Origin of the sequence: Bordetella genomosp. 1, assembly GCF_002261335.1 — a bacterium.
Taxonomy (GTDB): Bacteria; Pseudomonadota; Gammaproteobacteria; order Burkholderiales; family Burkholderiaceae_B; genus Bordetella.
Window position 1 is genome coordinate 555810 of sequence record NZ_NEVL01000003.1, and the last position, 18854, is coordinate 574663.

At 66.1% G+C, this 18854-nt stretch carries 19 protein-coding genes; 6 read left to right on the forward strand and 13 right to left on the reverse strand.

Translation table 11 applies throughout. From position 1 onward, the window contains the following. Positions 1–202: 202 nt before the first annotated feature. The 3 genes from CEG14_RS11020 to CEG14_RS11030 form a co-directional block, all read right to left on the reverse strand. Positions 203–1618 carry a hypothetical protein gene (locus tag CEG14_RS11020; protein WP_143277201.1) on the reverse strand — a complete coding sequence of 472 codons (1416 nt, stop codon included), beginning with the start codon at positions 1616–1618 and terminating at the stop codon, positions 203–205. After that, entirely contained in the window at positions 1618–2481 is an 864-nt protein-coding gene (locus CEG14_RS11025; protein ID WP_143277202.1) for a hypothetical protein, read from the reverse strand. The genes CEG14_RS11020 and CEG14_RS11025 overlap by 1 nt, the downstream gene beginning before the upstream one ends. A 161-nt stretch (positions 2482–2642) precedes the next feature. Continuing rightward, positions 2643–4019: a hypothetical protein gene (locus tag CEG14_RS11030; protein ID WP_094826407.1), complete on the reverse strand. Its 1377-nt coding sequence runs from the start codon at positions 4017–4019 to the stop codon at positions 2643–2645. A 225-nt stretch (positions 4020–4244) separates the two neighbouring features. Here CEG14_RS11030 and CEG14_RS11035 point away from each other — a divergent pair, with 225 nt between their 5' ends. Continuing rightward, positions 4245–5219, forward strand: coding sequence for a threo-3-hydroxy-L-aspartate ammonia-lyase (locus tag CEG14_RS11035; RefSeq protein WP_094826408.1), 975 nt, complete (start codon positions 4245–4247; stop codon positions 5217–5219). 277 nt (positions 5220–5496) lie between these two features. Here the strand turns inward: CEG14_RS11035 and CEG14_RS11040 are convergent, their stop codons facing one another. After that, positions 5497–6675 carry an AI-2E family transporter gene (locus CEG14_RS11040; protein WP_094826409.1) on the reverse strand — a complete coding sequence of 393 codons (1179 nt, stop codon included), beginning with the start codon at positions 6673–6675 and terminating at the stop codon, positions 5497–5499. A 279-nt stretch (positions 6676–6954) separates the two neighbouring features. On the opposite strand from CEG14_RS11040, the gene CEG14_RS11045 reads away from it, so the two are divergent. After that, positions 6955–7557 (forward strand): HD domain-containing protein, encoded by a 603-nt coding sequence (locus CEG14_RS11045; RefSeq protein ID WP_094827497.1) that lies wholly within the window; start codon positions 6955–6957, stop codon positions 7555–7557. Between the two features lie 135 nt (positions 7558–7692). Here the strand turns inward: CEG14_RS11045 and CEG14_RS11050 are convergent, their stop codons facing one another. Beyond that, positions 7693–8187: a hypothetical protein gene (locus CEG14_RS11050; RefSeq protein WP_094826410.1), complete on the reverse strand. Its 495-nt coding sequence runs from the start codon at positions 8185–8187 to the stop codon at positions 7693–7695. Positions 8188–8650: 463 nt separating this feature from the next. On the opposite strand from CEG14_RS11050, the gene CEG14_RS11055 reads away from it, so the two are divergent. Continuing rightward, positions 8651–8941 carry a helix-turn-helix domain-containing transcriptional regulator gene (locus CEG14_RS11055; protein WP_255032230.1) on the forward strand — a complete coding sequence of 97 codons (291 nt, stop codon included), beginning with the start codon at positions 8651–8653 and terminating at the stop codon, positions 8939–8941. Between the two features lie 215 nt (positions 8942–9156). Here the strand turns inward: CEG14_RS11055 and CEG14_RS11060 are convergent, their stop codons facing one another. Next, on the reverse strand, positions 9157–9951 hold the full coding sequence (locus CEG14_RS11060; RefSeq protein WP_094826412.1) for an NAD(P)H-dependent oxidoreductase: 795 nt from the start codon (positions 9949–9951) through the stop codon (positions 9157–9159). A gap of 89 nt (positions 9952–10040) precedes the next feature. On the opposite strand from CEG14_RS11060, the gene CEG14_RS11065 reads away from it, so the two are divergent. After that, positions 10041–10952, forward strand: a complete 912-nt coding sequence (locus CEG14_RS11065; protein ID WP_094826413.1) for a LysR family transcriptional regulator — start codon at positions 10041–10043, stop codon at positions 10950–10952. A 45-nt stretch (positions 10953–10997) separates the two neighbouring features. Here the strand turns inward: CEG14_RS11065 and CEG14_RS11070 are convergent, their stop codons facing one another. The 7 genes from CEG14_RS11070 to CEG14_RS11100 all read right to left on the reverse strand — a co-directional run bounded on the left by CEG14_RS11070 (position 10998) and on the right by CEG14_RS11100 (position 17698). Beyond that, positions 10998–11975, reverse strand: coding sequence for an ornithine cyclodeaminase family protein (locus CEG14_RS11070; RefSeq protein WP_094826414.1), 978 nt, complete (start codon positions 11973–11975; stop codon positions 10998–11000). Next, positions 11965–12603, reverse strand: a complete 639-nt coding sequence (locus CEG14_RS11075) for a helix-turn-helix transcriptional regulator (RefSeq protein ID WP_094826415.1) — start codon at positions 12601–12603, stop codon at positions 11965–11967. Before CEG14_RS11075 ends, CEG14_RS11070 begins: the two co-directional genes overlap by 11 nt. A 71-nt stretch (positions 12604–12674) precedes the next feature. Next, positions 12675–13688, reverse strand: a complete 1014-nt coding sequence (locus CEG14_RS11080) for an ABC transporter substrate-binding protein (protein ID WP_094826416.1) — start codon at positions 13686–13688, stop codon at positions 12675–12677. A gap of 212 nt (positions 13689–13900) precedes the next feature. Then, complete coding sequence (locus CEG14_RS11085; protein WP_094827498.1) at positions 13901–14653, reverse strand: amino acid ABC transporter ATP-binding protein; 753 nt, start codon at positions 14651–14653, stop codon at positions 13901–13903. Positions 14654–14681: 28 nt separating this feature from the next. Next, entirely contained in the window at positions 14682–15335 is a 654-nt protein-coding gene (locus CEG14_RS11090) for an amino acid ABC transporter permease (protein WP_094826417.1), read from the reverse strand. Positions 15336–15416: 81 nt separating this feature from the next. After that, positions 15417–16202: an amino acid ABC transporter substrate-binding protein gene (locus CEG14_RS11095; RefSeq protein WP_094826418.1), complete on the reverse strand. Its 786-nt coding sequence runs from the start codon at positions 16200–16202 to the stop codon at positions 15417–15419. Between the two features lie 908 nt (positions 16203–17110). Further along, a complete protein-coding gene (locus CEG14_RS11100; RefSeq protein WP_373454202.1) occupies positions 17111–17698 on the reverse strand; it encodes a YceI family protein in 588 nt (195 codons plus the stop codon). Positions 17699–18072: 374 nt separating this feature from the next. Here CEG14_RS11100 and CEG14_RS26610 point away from each other — a divergent pair, with 374 nt between their 5' ends. Both CEG14_RS26610 and CEG14_RS26615 read left to right on the forward strand, forming a co-directional pair. Beyond that, complete coding sequence (locus CEG14_RS26610; protein ID WP_256985641.1) at positions 18073–18465, forward strand: EamA family transporter; 393 nt, start codon at positions 18073–18075, stop codon at positions 18463–18465. Then, complete coding sequence (locus tag CEG14_RS26615; protein ID WP_256985642.1) at positions 18426–18833, forward strand: DMT family transporter; 408 nt, start codon at positions 18426–18428, stop codon at positions 18831–18833. The genes CEG14_RS26610 and CEG14_RS26615 overlap by 40 nt, the downstream gene beginning before the upstream one ends. Positions 18834–18854 lie beyond the last annotated feature (21 nt).

Consider the following 18854-nt stretch of genomic DNA (forward strand, 5'->3'; position numbering starts at 1 on the left):
CAAAACAAAGGTGTCAGACTGCATTTTTCGAACGCGGCGGCCGGCAAACAATGGTGTCAGACTGCATTTATCGCCGACCGCCGCGGCAGAACAATGGTGCCAGACTGAATTTTTTTGTGCGGGGTCATCGGCGGGACGGCTGCAGCGCCTGGGCCCGGCATGCGGCGGCTGACCGGCCGCACGCCAGGCTCGCGCCGGCCGCTCAACGCGCCTGGGGCACCGTGAGCAGGCGCCGGTCCGCATCCGAGGCAGCGTGCAGCAGGCTGCCGCCGAACACGATGCGGCCCATCTCGCACACCCTGGCCGGATCACTGGTGTCGAGATTCTTGACGTCGACCTGGCCAAGCGCCCGGTTCAGCACCGCCATCGCGTCGGGCGGCAGGCGAGCGATCATGCGGCTCAAGGCGGCACGGTAATCCGCCTGTGATGCCTCGTTGAGCGGCGCTTTCGCCATGTGGGCACGCAGGCTGTCAGTCAGCAAGATCTCCCAATCCGAAATGTGATCGCTGAAGCTCGCGCGCTCGAGCAGCGCGATCTGGGCACGGATGCGCCGGTCGAACCCCATGGGGTTGTTCGTACGATAGAGCTCGGCACACTCGGCGGGCGGGGCTTGCAGCATCAGCTCCAAAGTAAAGACGAAGCGGTTCTGCGCCTGCTGGTTGGACAGGCGGTACTCTCCGTCGATGATGGCCTGCCGGAAAAAGTCCCGGCGTTGCTCGCGGTTCATCGGCGCGATCCGTGCGGGCACGCCGGGCGTCTTCGTGAACGTGAGCGCAACGATGTTCAGCGCCTTAGCCACCGCACCGTCCGCCCGGTATGGCGCCTCGAGAATATCCCCCGGTTGCACTTCGATGACATCAGCCGGGGGCACCGGCACCGTGCTGCCGTCGGACCCGGGCCGAGCCAGATGCGCGCGCACCGTGTGCGGCAGGTTGCGTGCCATCCGGTACAGCTTGCGTCCCGATTCGCAGAGCCGGGCATCGGGAATTTCAGGCTGGTTCATTGCCACGTAGTACGGGTCGATCTCGCCTTCGAGCAGCCGGCTGCCCAGCAGCATCCAGCCGATACGCCACTCCTTCATGTCGCGCGCATTGATCGGCGCCTGCGCGATGTGGACGCGCAGTCGCTCGAAGGCCACGTCGGCCCACTCCTGGGCGTCCGCCGGCGCAAGCATCCCCGAGAGTTCCTGCAGCGCCGCCTCGAAGGTGTTGCCGTCGACCTTGCCCGCACGCAGTGCTGCCGCGCACTGCGCCTCCGGCGCCGCCTCCAGGAGCTTCTGTTGCAGCGCGAAGGCGCGCTCCATGTTGCCGTCGCTCAGCCGGCGTCCGCCGTCGACCAGCGCCGCGATCAGCAAAGGCCCGCGCCGCGCCGCGGGCAGGCTCGCGACGAAGTCGCGCGACTGGACGTCGGTCTGGATCCGGGCCTGGAACGCCGCCTGCGCGGGTGAAGGCTCGGCAGCCAGGGCAGCGGCGCCCGTCGCCAGGTTGACGATGCCGGCAAGGGCGGCGGCCGCGGCCAGGCGCGCGCCGGCGCGTTGCAACGTTCGGGCGCGCAAAGGTGCGGAGCCCGGCCGGGCGGCGCGCGTCGGCCGCGACACAATCACAGAAAAGTGGCTCATCAGCGCACCTCGGGGCGGGCGAGCAGGACGCGCTGTGCGCGCGGGCCGCGGGCATACACTTCACGCATCGCGCGGTGGTAGTCGCACACGGTGGCGGGATCGGTCGCGCCGTTTCTGAGCTTGTCGGCCAGCGCGGCGATCCGCAGCCGATCCCTTTCGCTCATCATGCCCACCGCCAGGTACCGCGCTGAGTCGGCCTCTTCCTTCGTGGATACGTTGAGCGGCGCTTGCCGCAGGTACGCGACGATTTTCTGCAACTCCACCTCCTTCCAGTCATACGCGATTGCCGAGGCGCCGTCGCCGCCGCGTTCGAAGAACGCCAGCAACACGGCGGTGCGCGTGCGCTCGCCCGCGGATCCCGGCTGCGCCTGGACGTAGGCGACGCATTCCTCCTGGTTGGCAAGCTTGAGGAAGGCGATCTCGTTTTCCTGTTGCAGCAGGCTCACGAAAATGGGAAGGCGGTTCGCGCCATTGGCGCGTGCCGCGATGAAGAACTTTTGCCGCTCGGCCGCGCCCAGACTGGCGATCCGGGCGGTCACCTCCGGCATCATGGCCAGGTAGGAGGCCATCAGGTCCAGCGTCTCATACGTATCGCTGCCCTCCTCGACCCGCACGTCGTAGAGCGTGCGGGGATCGATCGGCAGCTTGCCGGCGCGATCCAGGTTGTAGGGCAAGCGATTCTCCAACGGCCCCGCATTCGTGACCGTGGTGGTCGAGGTGGAGGCCGACGTCGTTTGCGCCTGGGCCGGCGCCGCGGCAAGCGAGATCACCGCGCCGGCAATGAGGCTGGCCATGGCACCAAGGCGGGTCGGGAGCCGGCGTTGGGCTTTCGATCTGATCGCCAGGCTTGAACGGTTTCGCATTGCTATCTCCTTTGGAATGCAGGTGTGCGCCGACCGCGAGCGAGCCTGCCCACGGCCGCGCCAGCGGAGCGCGCCAACAGGGACGGTCGGCAGGGTCGGGGTCGGCGGCGACGCCACTGACGCGTTATCGGGCCACGACGCGAGGCGGCGCAGCGTCCGCGTCATTTCTCCAGCCTGTTCGGCACGACGGCGTAGTCGGGCCGCATCAGCTCGAAACGCTCTCGCCCGGGTGCCCGCAGAATCGCCTGGTAGAAGCGCCGGCCGGCATCGCAGCGCACGGCGGGATCGAGCAACGCCGGTGCCAGCGCGACCTGCTCGAGCGGTCCGCCGCTCGCCTCGCCTTCGCGCGCCGCCAGCCTGCGCACGAGGGTCTCGTACGTGGACCTGGTGGTGCTGTTGCCGAAGGTCGTGTTGCCCCCGACGCCCATGCGCGCCTTCTGGATCTCGAACCACAGCGCGATCGTCTCCGGCGGCTGACGCCGCAACAGATCGCCGCTGGCAAGAATGCCTTGCGCCACGTCGCGCTCGCCCGCCAGCACCATGCGGTCGCACACGTCTTCGTCGACCGCCTTCAGCAGCGCGATGTACAGATAGAGCTGTTTCTGGAGCAACGCGCTGCTTTGCGAGCCCAGCCCGTGCAGCCATTCCTGACGCAGCCAGAGCCGCTGGCGCTCAATGGTGAGAAAGCGCGTCGAATGCATGATCATGCTGTCGCCGAGAATCTGCGCGACCCAGCGTCGGCCGGCCTGGTCGAGCGCATCGCCGGGTTGGTACTGTATTCCGGGGATGATGTCTTCGAGCTCGATGTCGAAACGGCGCGGCGCAGCGGCTTGCTGCGCTGCCCCTTCCGCCGGCACGGACCGCACGACCACCGCGGGGGGCGGCTCCGGCGCGGCAACGTCGTTGCCATCGGTCGGCATCCCAGCGCTGGCGATCGCCGCCGCCATGCGGTCCGCGTTCGAGGCGTACGCCGGCGCATCCGCGCCCGCAGCGGGCCCGGCGGGCGTGGCGCGCGTGGCGGCGGTGGCGGGCGTGACGGGCGTGACGGCCACCTGCCCGAGGCCATCGTGCTGGAAATACCTGACCCACTGCGTCATCACGTCGTTGCGCGACGGGTCCAATCCCAGTCCGGAGATGACGACACAAAGAAAGGTGAGGAACCAGGCCAGGGCCAGGCCGCCCTTGTGCGCGGCGGGCCGGACCACCTCGCCGTTGTCGGCAAGTTCGATTTCCTGGGGCTTGTCCAGCCACTGCTGCAACACGCCCAGGCTGGCGCGGCCGATCAGCACATCGCCGGTCCACGCGAAGATGCCCACGCTGGTCGACATCAGCAGCAACATGCCTGCCCACATCTCGACGCCGCCGTGCAGATGCAATCCGTAGGCGCCGACGAGCGCGGCGACGAGCGGCACGGGCTGCAACACCAGCGCGACGGCCAGCAATGCGAGAAACACGGTGCCCGAGCCCACGAGTGCATCCAGCGCGTAGAAGGCGCCCACGCCCTGCAGCACCATCACCAGCAGGTGCAGCAGGAACAAGACAAGGCCAGGCACGAAATTCATGGGAGACCGGATCAGAGAGGGCGACGGGGGGCTTGCGCAGCCGGACACATGCTGTTGCATGCGTCAGCAATGCAGCGCATGATAAATCAAGACGCATCAGCGCGACGCCCCGGCGGCTGGAATGTCTGTCTATAATTAGATCGTTAGTCTTAATCTGGCCCTGGCGCCGTTCCGGCCCGCCCTTCTCTTCTCGTAGCCACCATGACGCAACCCGCCCTGCCCACTTTTGCCGACGTCGAAGCCGCCGCCGCCCGCCTCCAAGGTGTGTCGCACAAGACGCCCGTCCTCACCTCCACCACGCTGAACGACCTGCTCGGCGCCGAGGTGTACTTCAAGGCCGAAAGCCTGCAACGCATGGGCGCGTTCAAGTTTCGCGGCGCCTACAACGCGCTGGCGCAGTTCAGCCCCGAGCAGCGTCGTGCGGGCGTGGTGGCGTTCTCGTCGGGCAACCACGCGCAGGGCGTTGCCCTGGCCGCCCGCATTCTCGGCATCCCGGCCACGATCCTGATGCCCTCCGATGCGCCCGCGATGAAGATCGCCGCCACCCGCGGGTACGGCGCCAACGTGGTGACCTACGACCGCTACAAGGAAGACCGCGAGGCGCTTGGCCGCAAGCTCGCGGAAGACGGCGGCCTGACCCTCGTGCCGCCCTACGACCACTTCGACGTGATCGCCGGCCAGGGGACCGCCGCCAAGGAATTGTTCGAGGAAGTCGGCGCGCTCGACGCGCTGTTTGCGCCGCTGGGCGGCGGCGGCCTGCTCTCGGGCACGCTGCTGTCGGCCAAGGCGCTCGCGCCGCAGTGCCAGGTGTTTGGCGTCGAGCCGGAGGCCGGCAACGACGCGCAGCAGTCGCTGCGCAAGGGCAGCATCGTGCACATCGACACCCCGGTCACCCTGGCCGACGGCGCCCAGACCCAGCATCTGGGCAACCTCACCTTCGCCATCATCCAGCGCGACGTGACCGACATCCTGACCGCCACCGACGCCGAGCTGGTCGAGGCAATGCGCTTCTTCGGCTCGCGCATGAAACAGGTCGTCGAGCCCACCGGCTGCCTCGGCCTCGCCGGCCTCAAGACGATCGCCGAGCAATGGCGCGGCAAGCGCGTGGGCATCATCATCAGCGGCGGCAACGTCGACCTCGCCCGCTACGCCCAACTCGTCGCCGACCCCGCCTGAGCTCCAGAAAAGGAGTCAGACTGCATTTTCTGATTGGCCGACACCCGAAAACAAAGGTGTCAGACTGCATTTTTGGCGTCCGCCCCGCGGCTCGAAAATGTAGTCTGACACCTTTGTTTGATCGCGGCCGGCCCCTCGAAAAGGTGTCAGACTGCAATTTCCCGCTCACGAAGGCCGCGATAAATGCAGTCTGACACCTTTGTTTTGGTCGGGCCGGGGCTGGATAAGGTGTCAGACTGCAATTTCCATGTCGGTCCTGGCGCGCGGGCCCCGAGCTTTAATCGCCCAGGAATTCCGAGAACGCTTCCAGGCCCTCGATGTGGTCGGCGACGACCTTGGCGATGAAGGCCAGCGGCACGGACAGCAGCGTGCCCCACATCCCCCACAGCCAGGTGAACAGCAGCAGCATCATGAACACGGCGACCGCGTTCATGCGCGCGATCCGGCCGGACATCCAGGTGGTCACCACCACCCCGATCAGGGTGGCGATGACCACGGTGCTGCCGGCCACCGCCAGCGCCGTTCCGATCTGGCCAAACTGCAGAAGCGCGGCCACGCCGGTGCCGACCGCCGTCAGCATCGGGCCGAAGTAAGGAATGATGTGCAGCGCGCCCGCCGCCACCGCCCAGGTGGCCGCGTTCTCCAGGCCGAACATCCGGAACACGATCCACGACAACAGCGCCAGCGCCACGTTGGTCACCAGCATCATCACCATGTACATATGGATCGAGCTGTTGATCTGGTCCAGCATGTGCACGCTGATTTTCTTTTGCGACAGCGTGTTGCCCGCCACCTTCACGAACTTGCGCTTGAACGCGTTGCCGGACAGCAGCAGGAAGAACACCAGAAAGATGCACATGGTGGCCTGGCCGAGAAACTCGGCCAGGCTCTTGGAGCCCAGCAAGAGGAAGTGATTCAGGTTGGCGTCCGACTTGTCGACCACGACCGGACGCCCGCCGCCCTGCCCGCCCTTGTCCACCAGCAGGCTCACCGAACTCTTCAGCCGCTCCATCAGCGAGCCGTCACCCGAGGCAAAATCGTCGAACGTGCGCGACAGCTTGCGCGACATGTCCGGCAGGGCCTGCACGATGGACGCGACCTGGTCGCTGATCGCATAGGCCACGAGCCCCAGCGTCGCGGCAAGAATCAGCATCACGATCATCACCCCCGCCACGCGCGGCACCCGCAACCGCATCAGCGCGGCCACCGCCGGGTCCAGGGTGTAGGCGATCACGATGGCGATCATGACCGGCACCACGAACTCCTGGGCGGCCTTCAGGCTGAACAGCACCGCCAGGACGGTCAGGGTCGTCAGGCAGGCGCCGCGTGCCCAGACGTGCGGCACGGGCGGCTTGGGCTCCGGCACGATGCCGGCTTCCTGGGCGGTGACTTTCTTTTCTTCTTCCGGCTCCGGCTTGGTGGCCTCGGCGGTAATGGTGGAATCGGCGGCGGTCATATCAGCGCGTTAATCCTTCGGGAGCCACGGCGGCACGGTGATGTCGGCGGTCATGGCGGCACACCCGTCCTCCCGATGAACGGCAGGCACAGGACGGGCAATCGGACGCGATATTCATGAATCCCCTCAACAATTCGAGTTTCCTGGCCCGAAGCAAATGCCATGCCCAAGCAAACACCGCGCTGGATGCGCGCGCAATCGGCCGGAGGGAGGAGTCGGTCGGCCTGATAAGCTGTTGGGCGCACGGCCCCCGCCCGCCGCATTTCGATGGACCGCCCCATGCATGTAGAGAAACTGGAACGACAACTCGAATTCCTGCGGGAAATCGACCGGCTCAAGAGCGTTTTGCGCCAATCCCCGCTGCTCGACCGCAGCCGCCGGGAGAATTCCGCCGAGCATTCCTGGCATCTGGCCATGTATGCGTTGGTGCTCGCCGAGTATGCCTGCGGGCCGGTGAATACCCTGCGTGTGATCCAGATGCTGTTATTGCATGACGTGGTGGAAATCGACGTGGGCGATTTTCCGATCCATGGCGGTCACTCGGCCGCCCTTCAGGCCGAACAGGAGCGCGCGGCGGCGGCGCGCCTGTTCGGGCTGCTGCCGCAACCGCAGGCAACCGAGTTTCATTTGCTGTGGGAGGAGTTCGAGCGCGCGGAATCCGAGGATGCCCGCTTCGCGAAGGCGCTCGACCGCTTCCAGCCGCTCTTGATCAACGTTTACACGGGTGGCGGCACATGGGCCGAGAACGACGTTTCGCTGGAACACGTGCTTTCGCGCTACGGCCCGGCCATCAAGGCAGGCGCGCCGGCCTTGTGGGCAGTCTGCGAACGCTGGGTGGCGGACCACTTCGCCGGGCGCGGCCCGGCCGCGGCGCGCGACTGAAAATTGCAGTCTGACACCTTTTCTGCATCGTCCAATAAATGCAGTCTGACACCTTTGTTGGGGTCGCTTCGGGAAAGGCGGCCGGGTGGATCCGGGAAAGCCGCACGGCGCGTCGCCGGCCGCCGATGAGCGGATTTACCGTTTGCCCAGATCGCCCTGCTTGAAATCCACCTCCCCCGCATATCCATACAGTTTCGACACTTTATGGAAATCCTCGGTGGAAAATCCGATCCACGAGTAATTCCGCACTGTGCGCTTGCATCGCAGGTCGCGCACGTTGAAGGACAGTGTCGCCTTCTGTTCGGGCACGTTCACGGCCTTGTGCAGCGAAGGGACGAAGGCGTAGTCGGTCGTGGGAAAGGTCTTGGTCACGCCCAGGGCGGTACGGACCGTGATGGCGGCCGGGGTGAATTCGTATTGCTTCACGAAAATGTAGTCGCGGCGCCATGCAACGAACACGAGCAGGCCCAGCAGCACCGTGATCGCGTAGAACGCCGGCGTATCGATGTTGCGGTCGACCGTGTAGCGGTAGCCGTAGTTGAACACCAGAGAGAGCAGTGCCACGGCGAGCACGAGTTGCCCGGTCTGGTAGGCCAGCCATTTGAAGCGATGCTGAACCGTGATGATCATGCGTGTATCCATGGGCGGAGGTTGATGCGATCGTGAAATGCCGACGACACGTCGCCGCGCACGCGAATGGTGCATCGAACTGCCGGCCAGATCAAGAACATCGGCATCTGCGCAGGGGATTGATCCCAAGGCTGGGAATAATCGCGGCCATGTGCCACAGGCGCCCACACGACGGTGTAAATGGAATAGCCGCCCCGGACGGGGCCGAACGAGACAGGCCTCGATTATCCAATCACGGCTGCGTTCGATATTCGGCCGCGGCAAAATAAAATCAATTTGCCTTCGCAGCGACGTATGCGTAAATTCGAGTTGAAAGCCCCGCACTGCGGGGCTGTTTTCTCCCCGGCGCTGCGGCGCCGGTGATCATCGCTCCCCGGACCCGGGGCAAGCCCGGGCCGTGGCTGAAGACAGGTTTGGCAACGGAGTAGCGACGATGAGAACCCGTGTTACGCAGGACGAGGCCATGATCGAGCGTTTTCGCGGCGATCCCGGCTTTGCGTTGAATGTCGTCAATGGCGTGCTCGAGCACGGCGACCAGGCTGAACTGCTACGCGTGCTGCGCCAGTTGGCGCAGGCGTCCGGCGGCGTGCAGTCGGTCGCAGAGGCCGCGCAGCTCAATCCCACCCAGCTCTACCGGACCTTGTCGCCCAAGGGAAATCCATCCTTGAGCAGCCTGATGTCCATCCTGAAAGCCATGGGCTTGCGCTTGTCGATCCAGCCGCTCGATCCTTCGCCGCCGCACCGGCCCAATTAACGCCCGGGCGGGTATTCCGTGCGCGTATCCGGCCTCTCCACGCCGGAATGATTTGCTTCGCGTATACGAATTCCGCCGGAAGCGTCTCAACGCAAACAGCGATCGGGGATTTATTCCCCGAAAATGCCTCCTGGCCGACCGTGGGCAGACGCGGCCACGGCATTATCCGCAGGCCGTGCACGCCCGTTCCCGGCCTGGGGTCGGCAGTGCTGCCATCAAGCGTCGGCGGCGCCATCCTGCAAATGGATTGCCAATCCGGTGCGGCCCGCGCCCAACCCCGGTTTCAGGGTGAGTGCCGGGATCTCATAATCGCCGTGATTCTGTTTGCGAAAGGGAATGGGCTCGGTGCGTTCGAGCGCATCCAGGCGCTGGCCCAATCCGCTGGCGACCTCGCCGAAATTGGCGTCATCGATCTTGCCACTGCGGTAGATCACGTGCGGCGGCAGCACATCGAAGCCCGGATAGAACAGCGTGCCGTGCTGGATCGGAAACAGAATATCGTCGATCGAGCCGTTGATGCCACGCGAGGCGTAGTGACTGGCCCAGCCGCCGGTAGTCACCACCAGCATGGCCCGCTTGCCGGCCATCGTGCCTTCTCCATAGCGGTCGCCCCAGTGGCTGTCCGAGTGTTCGCCCACGCCATAGGCAAACCCATAGGCATACACCCGCTCGATCCAGCCTTTCAGGATGGCCGGCATCGAGAACCACCAGAGCGGAAACTGCAGGATCACCGTATCGGCCCAGCGCAATTTGTCCTGCTCGGCGGCAATATCCGCGCTTTGCGTGCCGTTCATGAACGCGCGGCGCGATTCCTCCGAGGCATCGAAGCGACCGCCGGCCTTGAAGGCAGTGTTGTCGGCCGCGTCGAGCGTGGCTTTCCACTGCATCGCATACAGATCGGAGACCTGGACGGCATGGCCGCCCGCGCGCAGGCGCTCGACGGCGAAATCGCGCAGTGCGCCGTTCAGGGAGCGGGGTTCGGGATGGGCATAGACAATCAGGACATTCATGGCGGGCGCCTAAAGAATCAATCGATGGCGACACGATAGGGGCTGGCACGCTATATTGGAAATGAATATCCTGGATACCAGCCATTGCCATGAACAATCCCTTGCGCCAGCTCGACCTGAACCTGCTGGTCACCCTGGACGCGCTGCTGGCCGAACACAACGTCACCCGGGCCGCGGAGCGTCTCCACCTGGCGCAGCCCACGGTGAGCGTGCAGCTGGCACGGCTGCGCGAGGCCTTTGGCGACCCGCTGCTGCTGCCCGGACCGCGCGGCATGCGTCCCACGGCCCGCGCCGACGCCTTGCGCGAGCCGCTGCGCGAGGCCCTGCGGGCCTTGCAGTCGGCGGTTGCGCCCACGCCGGCGTTCGACCCGGCCCACGCGACGCATACCTGGCGGGTGATGGCATCGGACTACGGCGAATCCACCATTCTGCTGCCCGCCCTGCCCGGCCTGCGCGCCGCCGCCCCCGCAACGCGGCTGGCCATCCTCGAGCTGACACCACCCACCCTGGCGCGGCGCGCCGAGCTGGGCGAGCTGGACCTGGCGTTTCACATCACCACCGAGGCGCCGCCGCAGTTGCACCGCCGCAGCATGTTCCACGAACGCTATGTGCTGGTCGCCCGTGCCGGCCATCCGCGCCTGCAGCGCAAGCCCACGTTGGCGCAATACTGCAAGCTCCATCACGTCATCGTGTCGCCGAACGGCGGCGGTTTTCACGGCCCGGCCGACACGGCGCTGGCCGAGGCCGGCCTGGCGCGTCACGTCGCCCTGTCGGTGCCGCACTTCCTGTTTCTGGCGAAGGTGCTGACCGAAACGGATCTGGTGGCGATGGCGCCCGAACGGCTGGTGCGCGGTAATCCTGCGCTGCGTACGGTCGAGCCGCCCGTCAGCGTGCCGGGCTTCGAGATGGTGATGCTCTGGCACGAACGCGTGCATCGCGACCCGGCGCATCGATGGTTGCGCGAGCAAATGCTGGCCGCCGTGGCATCCGCGCCGCAATGAAAAACGGCGCCGCGAGGCGCCGTGTCTTGCTGCCCTGACGGACCTCTACCAATGCCAGGGCACGCGCGTGCCGATACCGCGCGCGGTGGCCTCGCGCAGCAGCGCCTGCCCCACCGTGAGGTCCTGCAGTGCCAGGCCGGTGAGGTCGAACACCGTGATATCGGCCGCGTGGCGCACGAAGGGCGCGCGGCCGGTGAGGATGTCGCCCAGTTCCACCCCGGCCTGCTCCGGCGCCCACTGGCCTTCGCCCAGACTGCGGGACTGCGCCAGGTCGTCGACGATCAGGCGCGCGCGCGCCAGCAGGCCGTCCGGCAGCTCGCGCTTGCCGCGCGTGTCGGCGCCCACCGCGTTGATGTGCGTACCCGGCCGCACGGCATCGGCGTGAAACAGCGCCTGGCGGCCGGGCGTCGCCGTGATCACCACGTCTGCCAGGGACACCGCCACGTCGGCCTCGGGCGCGTGATGCACCGCCAGGCCCGGCGCCGCGACGGCCGATTCGAAATCGGCCACCGGCTGCCCGCCGGCGGTTATGTAGTCGACCCGCGCGAGGTTCGGCAGCACGCGGCGTGCGTGCCGGATCTGCACCCGCGCCTGCACGCCCGTGCCGAACACGCAGAGCCGTCGGCTGTCGGGCCGCGCCAGCAGCGACAGCCCCAGCGCGCCGGCGGCTCCCGTGCGTTCGGTGGTGATCAGGTTGCCGTCGGCCAGACAGCGCGGCCGGCCCGTCGCCGGGTCGACCAGCATCACGGTGGCCTGGTGCGGCTCGCCGCCACGCTGTCGATTGGCCGGCCAGAAACCGGCCGCCTTGAAGCCCAGCAACGCCTCGTCGGCCACATCTCCGGCCTTGATGCCGAACACGCCGCCGCCGGCCAGCGCCTCGCGGATCACCGGGAACACGCGGCCCTGGCGCCCGGCGTGCAGCGCGAACGCCTGGCGCACGGCTTGGTCCACCATCTCGGGCAGCAACAGCGCCGCCACGTCGGCGTGGTCGAGCAACAGCAGGTCGTCTTTATTATTTGGCATCGTTGTACACCGTGGCGCGGGACACGCCCAGATGCGAGGCGATCACGTCCATCGCCTTGCGCACCTCGAGGAAACCGCCGGCCTTGAGCTCCTGCAGCAAGGCGCGACGCTGGTCGGCCTTGAGCGACTGCGCCGGCGTGGCGAGCGCGGCCGCGAACTGGTCGATCCGTTCGCGGATGCCATCCGCGCCGACCGGATCCAGCGTCTCGCGCACGGTGGCGGGCCCGGTGCCGCAGAACAGATCGAGCATGCTCTGCAAGGTGCGCAGCACCGTCACGTCGACGTTCAGGCAGAGCGCGGCCACATACCGGCCGTCGGCGTCCTTGATCCCGACCGAGGTGCTTTTGGCGCGCCGGCCGTCCGCGAACTGGTTGGCATAGTTGGTCAGCACCTGCGGGTAATCGTCATCGGCGATGCGCGCCAGCCCCAGCTCGGTCGTGGGATCGCCGACCGCTCGCCCGGACAGATTGTTGTGGATCGCCAGAATCGCGTTGTCCGGCGTGCGCAGGTCGTGCACCACCACTTCGCAGAACGGCGCAAAGGTCTCGCCCAGGCCATGGGCGATCTGCTTGACCTGTTCGATGAGCGAGTCCTGCTCGCTCGGGGCGGGCGGCTTGGCTTTTTTCATGACTATACGATTTGTCTAGAACTAATCGTATTGTACAGATTCGTCCGGGCCGCGCCGCGCCCGCTCAGGCCTCAACTGCCGGGACGCGCATACGCCTCCTCGAAGAAGAAGTCCTTCCAGCCCTGCGCACGGTGATTCAGCACGCCGATATCGTGCAGCTTCTCGGCGTAGACCTGCGTCTGTTGCGGATTGATCGTGAAGGTGTTCTCGGGATCGTTGATGATCCGCTGCACCAGTTCGACCGGCAGTTTGGAGTTCTGCTGGCGGATGAACACCTGGGCCGCCTCGGCCTTGTGGCCGGCGATCCACTGCTCGGCTTCGGCCAGGGCATCGTAGAAGGCCTTGTAGGTCTTCGGATTGTCGTCGTGGAACTTGCGCGTGGTGTAGAGCACGTTGAAGGTGGCCGGGCCGCCGAGGATGTCGTACGAACTGATCAGCTTGCGGATGGCGGGATTGCGCTCCAGCGCCTGGTAGTAGAACGGTGCGCTGGAGAAATGCGTGTTCACCTCCAGGCCGCCCGAGATCAGGGCCGCCGTCGCGTCCGGGTGCGGCAGGCTCACGGTGAAGGCGTCGAAGTGCTTGAAATCCGCCTTGCCGTAGCGCCTGGCCGCTTCGATCTGGAGCGTGCGCGACTGGAATCCCACCCCGGCGGCCGGCACGGCGATGCGATCCTTGGCGGAGAGATCGTCGATCGACTTGACGGCGGGGTTGTTGGTGATGAGGTAGTTCGGCAAGGCGCCCAGCGCGGCCACCAGCTTCACGTCCTGCTTGCCGCGCGTGCGGTCCCACAGCACCAGGGCGGGCGGCACCCCCGCGGACACGAAGTCGAGCGAGCCCGACAGCAGCGCCTCGTTCATGGCCGTGGCGCCGGAGATCTGGTTCCACTCCACCGTGATGTCGACGCCCGCGGCCTTGCCGTGCTTCTCGATCAGTTTCTGGTCCTTCACCACGTCCAGGATCAGGTAGGCGATACCGAACTGCTGGGCCACGCGGACCCGGCCCTCTGCCTGGGCAGGCGCAACCTGGGCCACGCCGAGGCCGGCCAGCACCAGCGCGGCCAGCGAGCGGGCGGAAAACACTTTCATGGGAGCACTCCAATAGGCGCGGGCACGGCATGCCCCGGTTGGCGCCGCTCAGGCCCGCGTCTGGCCGCGCCGGGAACGGCCGCATCCTCGCAGGGCACGCGACCGCTGCGAACGACGGATTTCGCCTATGGAAATGCAAACGCCCGGCACATGCTTATGCCGGGCGGTTGTTAGCGCAACGAACCATTGCCGGCACCGGGGGCCGGCGGCCGTCAGAGCATCTGGCCCAGGAAGGCGCGCGTGCGGGCCTGCTGGGGCGCGCTGAAGAAGGTGGCGGCGGGCGCCTCTTCCACGATCCTGCCCTGGTCCATGAAGATGACCCGGTGCGCCACCTCGCGGGCAAAGCCCATCTCGTGGGTCACCACCAGCATCGTCATGTGTTCGTCGGCCAGCTGGCGCATGGTACGCAGCACCTCGACCGTGAGCTCCGGGTCCAGCGCCGAGGTCGGCTCGTCGAACAGCATGATGTCGGGCTCCATGGCCAGCGCGCGGGCGATCGCCACGCGCTGCTTCTGGCCGCCCGAAAGTCGGTTGGGATAGTTGTCGCGCTTGTTGAGCAGGCCCACCTTGCGCAGCAGCTCCTCGGCCTGCGGAATGATGGCGTCGCGCTTCATGCCCTTGACCGTGATGGGCGCCTCGATCACGTTCTGCAGCACGGTCATGTGCGGGAACAGGTTGAACGACTGGAACACCATGCCCATGCGGCGGCACAGCCGGCGCACGTCGGCATCGGCCACGTAGCGGCTCTGCCCGCCCGGCACGGCTTCGGCCAGCGCCTCGCCCTCGATGTGGATGCTGCCGCCGTCGATGGTCTCGAGGTGATTCAGGCAGCGCAGGAAGGTGCTCTTGCCCGACCCCGACGGCCCGATCACGGCCACGACCTCGCCCCGGCCGAGCGTGAGCGACACCTGGTCGAGCACGCGGTTGTCGCCAAACGACTTGACGATGTCGCGCGCCTCGATCATCACGGTGCGCGCGTCGTTGCCCGCGGGCTCATTGATCGTATTTGGCATAGCGTTTTTCCATGTGCTGGAAGAACCAGGTCAGCACGAGGGTCATGATCAGATAGAAGGCGGCGGCGACCAGGAACGGCGTGGTCGAGAAATCCCGCTGCACCATACCGCGTGCGGTGCGCAGGATGTCGTTGAGGGCCAGCACGTAAATGAGCGAGGTGTCCTTCACCAGCGTGATGGTCTCGTTGCTCATGGGCGGCAGGACCCGCTGCACCATCTGCGGCAGCACCACGCGCCGCAGGGTCTGCAGGTAGGTCATGCCCAGCACCTTGCTGCCCTCGTACTGGCCGCGGTCCACGGACAGGATGCCGGCGCGGAAGATCTCGGCAAAGTACGCCGCATAGTTGAGCGCGAACGCCACGATGGCGGCCGGGAAGTCCGGCAGGCGGATGCCGATCACCGGCACGAACGGCAGCGCGAAATAGATGAACAGCATCTGCAGCATCAGCGGCGTGCCGCGCATGAGCCAGATGTAGCCGTTGACCAGCTGGCTCGCCAGCTTCCAGCGCGAGATGCGGATCAGCGCCAGCCCGAGGCCCAGCGGCACGGCCAGCGCCAGGGTGATGAAGAAGAGCGAGAGCGTGAGCTTCGCGCCCTGCGCCATCGGCCCCAGGAGGGAGAGTACGTAATCCATGTGTCGGTCCGCCCGGCGCCGGAACGCGCGTTCCGGCGCCCTGCCCCCGCGCGCGGGCGGCGGGCAGCGTGGGCGTCGTCTTTATTTGATGATGTCGGCGCCGAACCACTGGGTGGCGATCTTGGCCGAGGTGCCGTCCTTCTTCATGGCGGCGAGGGTCTCGTCGAGCTTCTTGAGCAGCTCGCCGTCGTCCTTGCGCAGGCCCACGCCGTAGTCTTCGGTGCCGAAGTTTTCGTCCAGCACGCGGTACTCGCCGGCGCGCTTGGCGGCCAGGTATCGGCCCACGACTTCATCGACCACCACGGCTTCCAGGCGGCCGGCCGAGAGGTCCATCAGCGCGGTCACGTTGTCGCCGAACAGCTTGAGTTCCTTCAGGCTGGCGGCCACCGGGGCGTCTTTCTTGATGGCGTCGACGGCGGAGCTGCCATCCTGGGCGCCGACCACGCGGCCGGCCAGGTCGGCCTTGGTCTTGATGGGCGAGGCGGCGGCGACCAGGATGATCTGGTGGTTTTCCATGTAGGGCGCGGTGAAGCCGATGTTCTTCTTGCGCTCTTCGGTGATGGTCAGGCCGTTCCAGAGCATGTCGACGCGCTTGCCGTTGAGCTCGGCTTCCTTGGCGTTCCAGTCGATCGGCTTGAATTCCATGTCCAGGCCCATACGCTTGCCAGCTTCGCGCGCCATGTCGATGTCGAAGCCGACGAGCTGGTTCTTCTCGTCACGGAAACCCATGGGCGGGAAGTTGTCGTCCAGGCCCACCACGATCTTCTTGGCGGCGGCCGCCTGCGGGGCGGGCGCGTTGTCGCCCTGGCCGCAAGCCACGAGCAGCGCGGAGGCGGACACCATCAGAAGTGCAGTCAGTTTTTTCATGTTTTCAGTGCGCGAGCACGCAAGAGGAGAGAAACCGGGGCGCCGGGCGAAGGCCACTCTGGCCGTCAAGTCGGGGATGCCGCGCGGCCGGCCGCGACGGCATTGGGCCGCCGGCCCATGGCCGCGGCGCGGATCCGCACGAAGGCGCCGAATCCGGGATTATATCGGCACCCGCGCGATCGGATCGCGCTGCGGGCCGGTGGGCGGCCTGCGGTTGGCGGGTTCGATCGGGGGGGAGCAGGTGTCGCGCTTGCCGTTCGCCGGACCGAGTTTGCTTGCGAGCTGCGCGGTTCTCGCCTGCGCGAGAGCACGTTCATACGGAAACGGGCGTCCGGCGTGACGCACCAACGAGCCGTTTGCACACGCGCCGGTCCGCGTCAGGGGCTCTACGGGAAACAGTCTTACTGGTGTCAGACTGCAATTTCTCGCTGGCGTCACCCCACAACTCCCAGCGTTCGCACCCAGCCTGGACGATCGTCCTATCGGTGTCAGACTGCAATTTCCGAGGAGCGCGTTCCGACCGGTGTGAGAAGGCCCGGCGGGCGGCTTCTCGCTGTCGAGCCACGGATTGGCGGTAGTCCTACTGGTGTCAGACTGCATTTTCCCGGCGAAGAAATTGCAGTCTGACACCTTTGTTGGGTGAGCCGCGCGGCGGGTCTGCCAGGCGACGATCCCGCAGGTGGCGGATATCAAAAATGCAGTCTGACACCTTTGTTTGGCACGCCACCCTTCCCCCTCGACATGGTCTTTCGTGGGCGGTGGCAGTCGAAAAAATGCAGTCTGACACCTTTGATTTTGGACCGGGCTACCGTCTTACCGGTGTCAGACTGCATTTTTCGGCGTGGAAATTGCAGTCTGACACCTTTTTAAAAATGCAGTCTGACACCTTTGTTTGGGGCGGCGGGGTGTCAGGGGCGGCGGAGGGCTTCTACCTGGATCTTGAGTTCGACTTCGGGTTTGAAGCCCATGTCCAGGCCGAAATCGAGGCCGAAATCGCTGCGCTTGAACTCGGTGGAGACGTCCGCGCCGCAGACTTCGCGTTTTTCCATGAAGTGTTCCATGCACTTGAAGTCGTCGATCTCGAGCTTGACCTTGCGGGTGACGCCGCGCAGGGTGAGGTCGCCGGTCGCCTCTTCCGGCTTGTCGCCGTCGAACTTGGTGAACGTGCCCTTGAAGGTGGCGTTGGGGTATTTCGCGGCGTCGAAGATGTCGGGTGCGATGGCGTGCTGGTTCATCTCGTCGTGGCCGAAGTCCACGGATTTGATGTCCACCGTCACGTCGATGGTGCCGGTGCGGGCCGCGCGGTCGAGCACGATCACGCCGCTGCTCCGGTTGAACTTGCCGCGCCAGGTCGACAAGCCGCCCATGTGGTCGGCCTCGAAGCTCGGGTACGTGTGCGAGGGATCGATGTCGTAAGTCACCGGCGCCGCGTGCACGGGGGCGACGCCCAGCAACAACGCGCCGGACAGGGCGCCGAACAGGGCGCGCACAGACAGGGAAGGCTTCATCGGGGGACTCCATAGAGGGTGGGCACAAGAACACGCCGGGCCAGCCAGCTCACTGCGCAGAGGGAGCAAGACAGACACCGAATGTCGGAACAGACTGACACGCTACCTGATGAGTGACCCGGCCCCGGTTGTTCAGTTCCCATTCAGCGCATCATCAACCACAGAAAAATCACTTTTCTTTATTTATTTCAATCAATTAAACGACCTTTCGATAATTCACATTAAACAAATCGCTTTAACAAATTCAAGCCACCAACGGGCCAGACGCCGTCGATATTCACGCCCTGCCGTGGTGCACTCCCGCTCCGTTGCTGCGAGAATGCCGCCTTCGCCGCTCGCCGGTGTCTTCCAAGCAGCAACTCTTGCAGCCCGCCACTTCCCCCTCCTCCTCAGCCACCCCGCGCGACCCCGGCACGTTGTGGCCGCAACTGGTCCTGACCGGCATCACCGTGATCTGGGGCGGTACGTTCCTGGTGATCAGCAAGGCCCTGCAGTGGATCGGCCCCTACACGCTGGTCGGCGCGCGCTTTCTGATCGCCGCGGCGATCCTGGGCGCGGTGTTGCGCAGCCGGCTGCGCGGCATGACGGGGCACGAGGTGCGCGCCGGCATCCTCATCGGTCTGGGCCTGTATTTCGGTTATTCGCTGCAGACCGTCGGATTGCAGACCATCGACAGCAACTCGTTTTCACCCTGGCGCCTGGGGAGTTCTATACGGTGCTGGGCGCGCTGGCGATTTCGGCGGAGATCCTGCTGATCGCCCACTTCAGCCAGCATTGCGATCCGCGTCGCGTGGCCTTCATGCAGCTGCTCGCGGTGGGCGTGATGGCCCTGGCCACGGCTGTGGCGCTGGGCGAGCGCCAGCCCGAATTCACGCCCGGACTGATCGCCAGCGTGCTCGGCCTCGCCGCGGCCTCCGCGCTGATCCAGTTCTGCATGAACTGGGCGCAGCGCTACGTGAACGCGACCCGCGCGACCTTGATCTATGCGATGGAGCCGGTCTGGGCCGCGCTGGTCGGTGCGGCGGCCGGCGAGCGGCTGGGCCTCTGGGGGCTGACGGGCGGCACGCTGATCGTGCTCGCCGTGCTGGTCAGCACGCTGGAGCGGCGCAAGCGCAAGACGTAGCGGCCGCGGGCGGACCCGGTA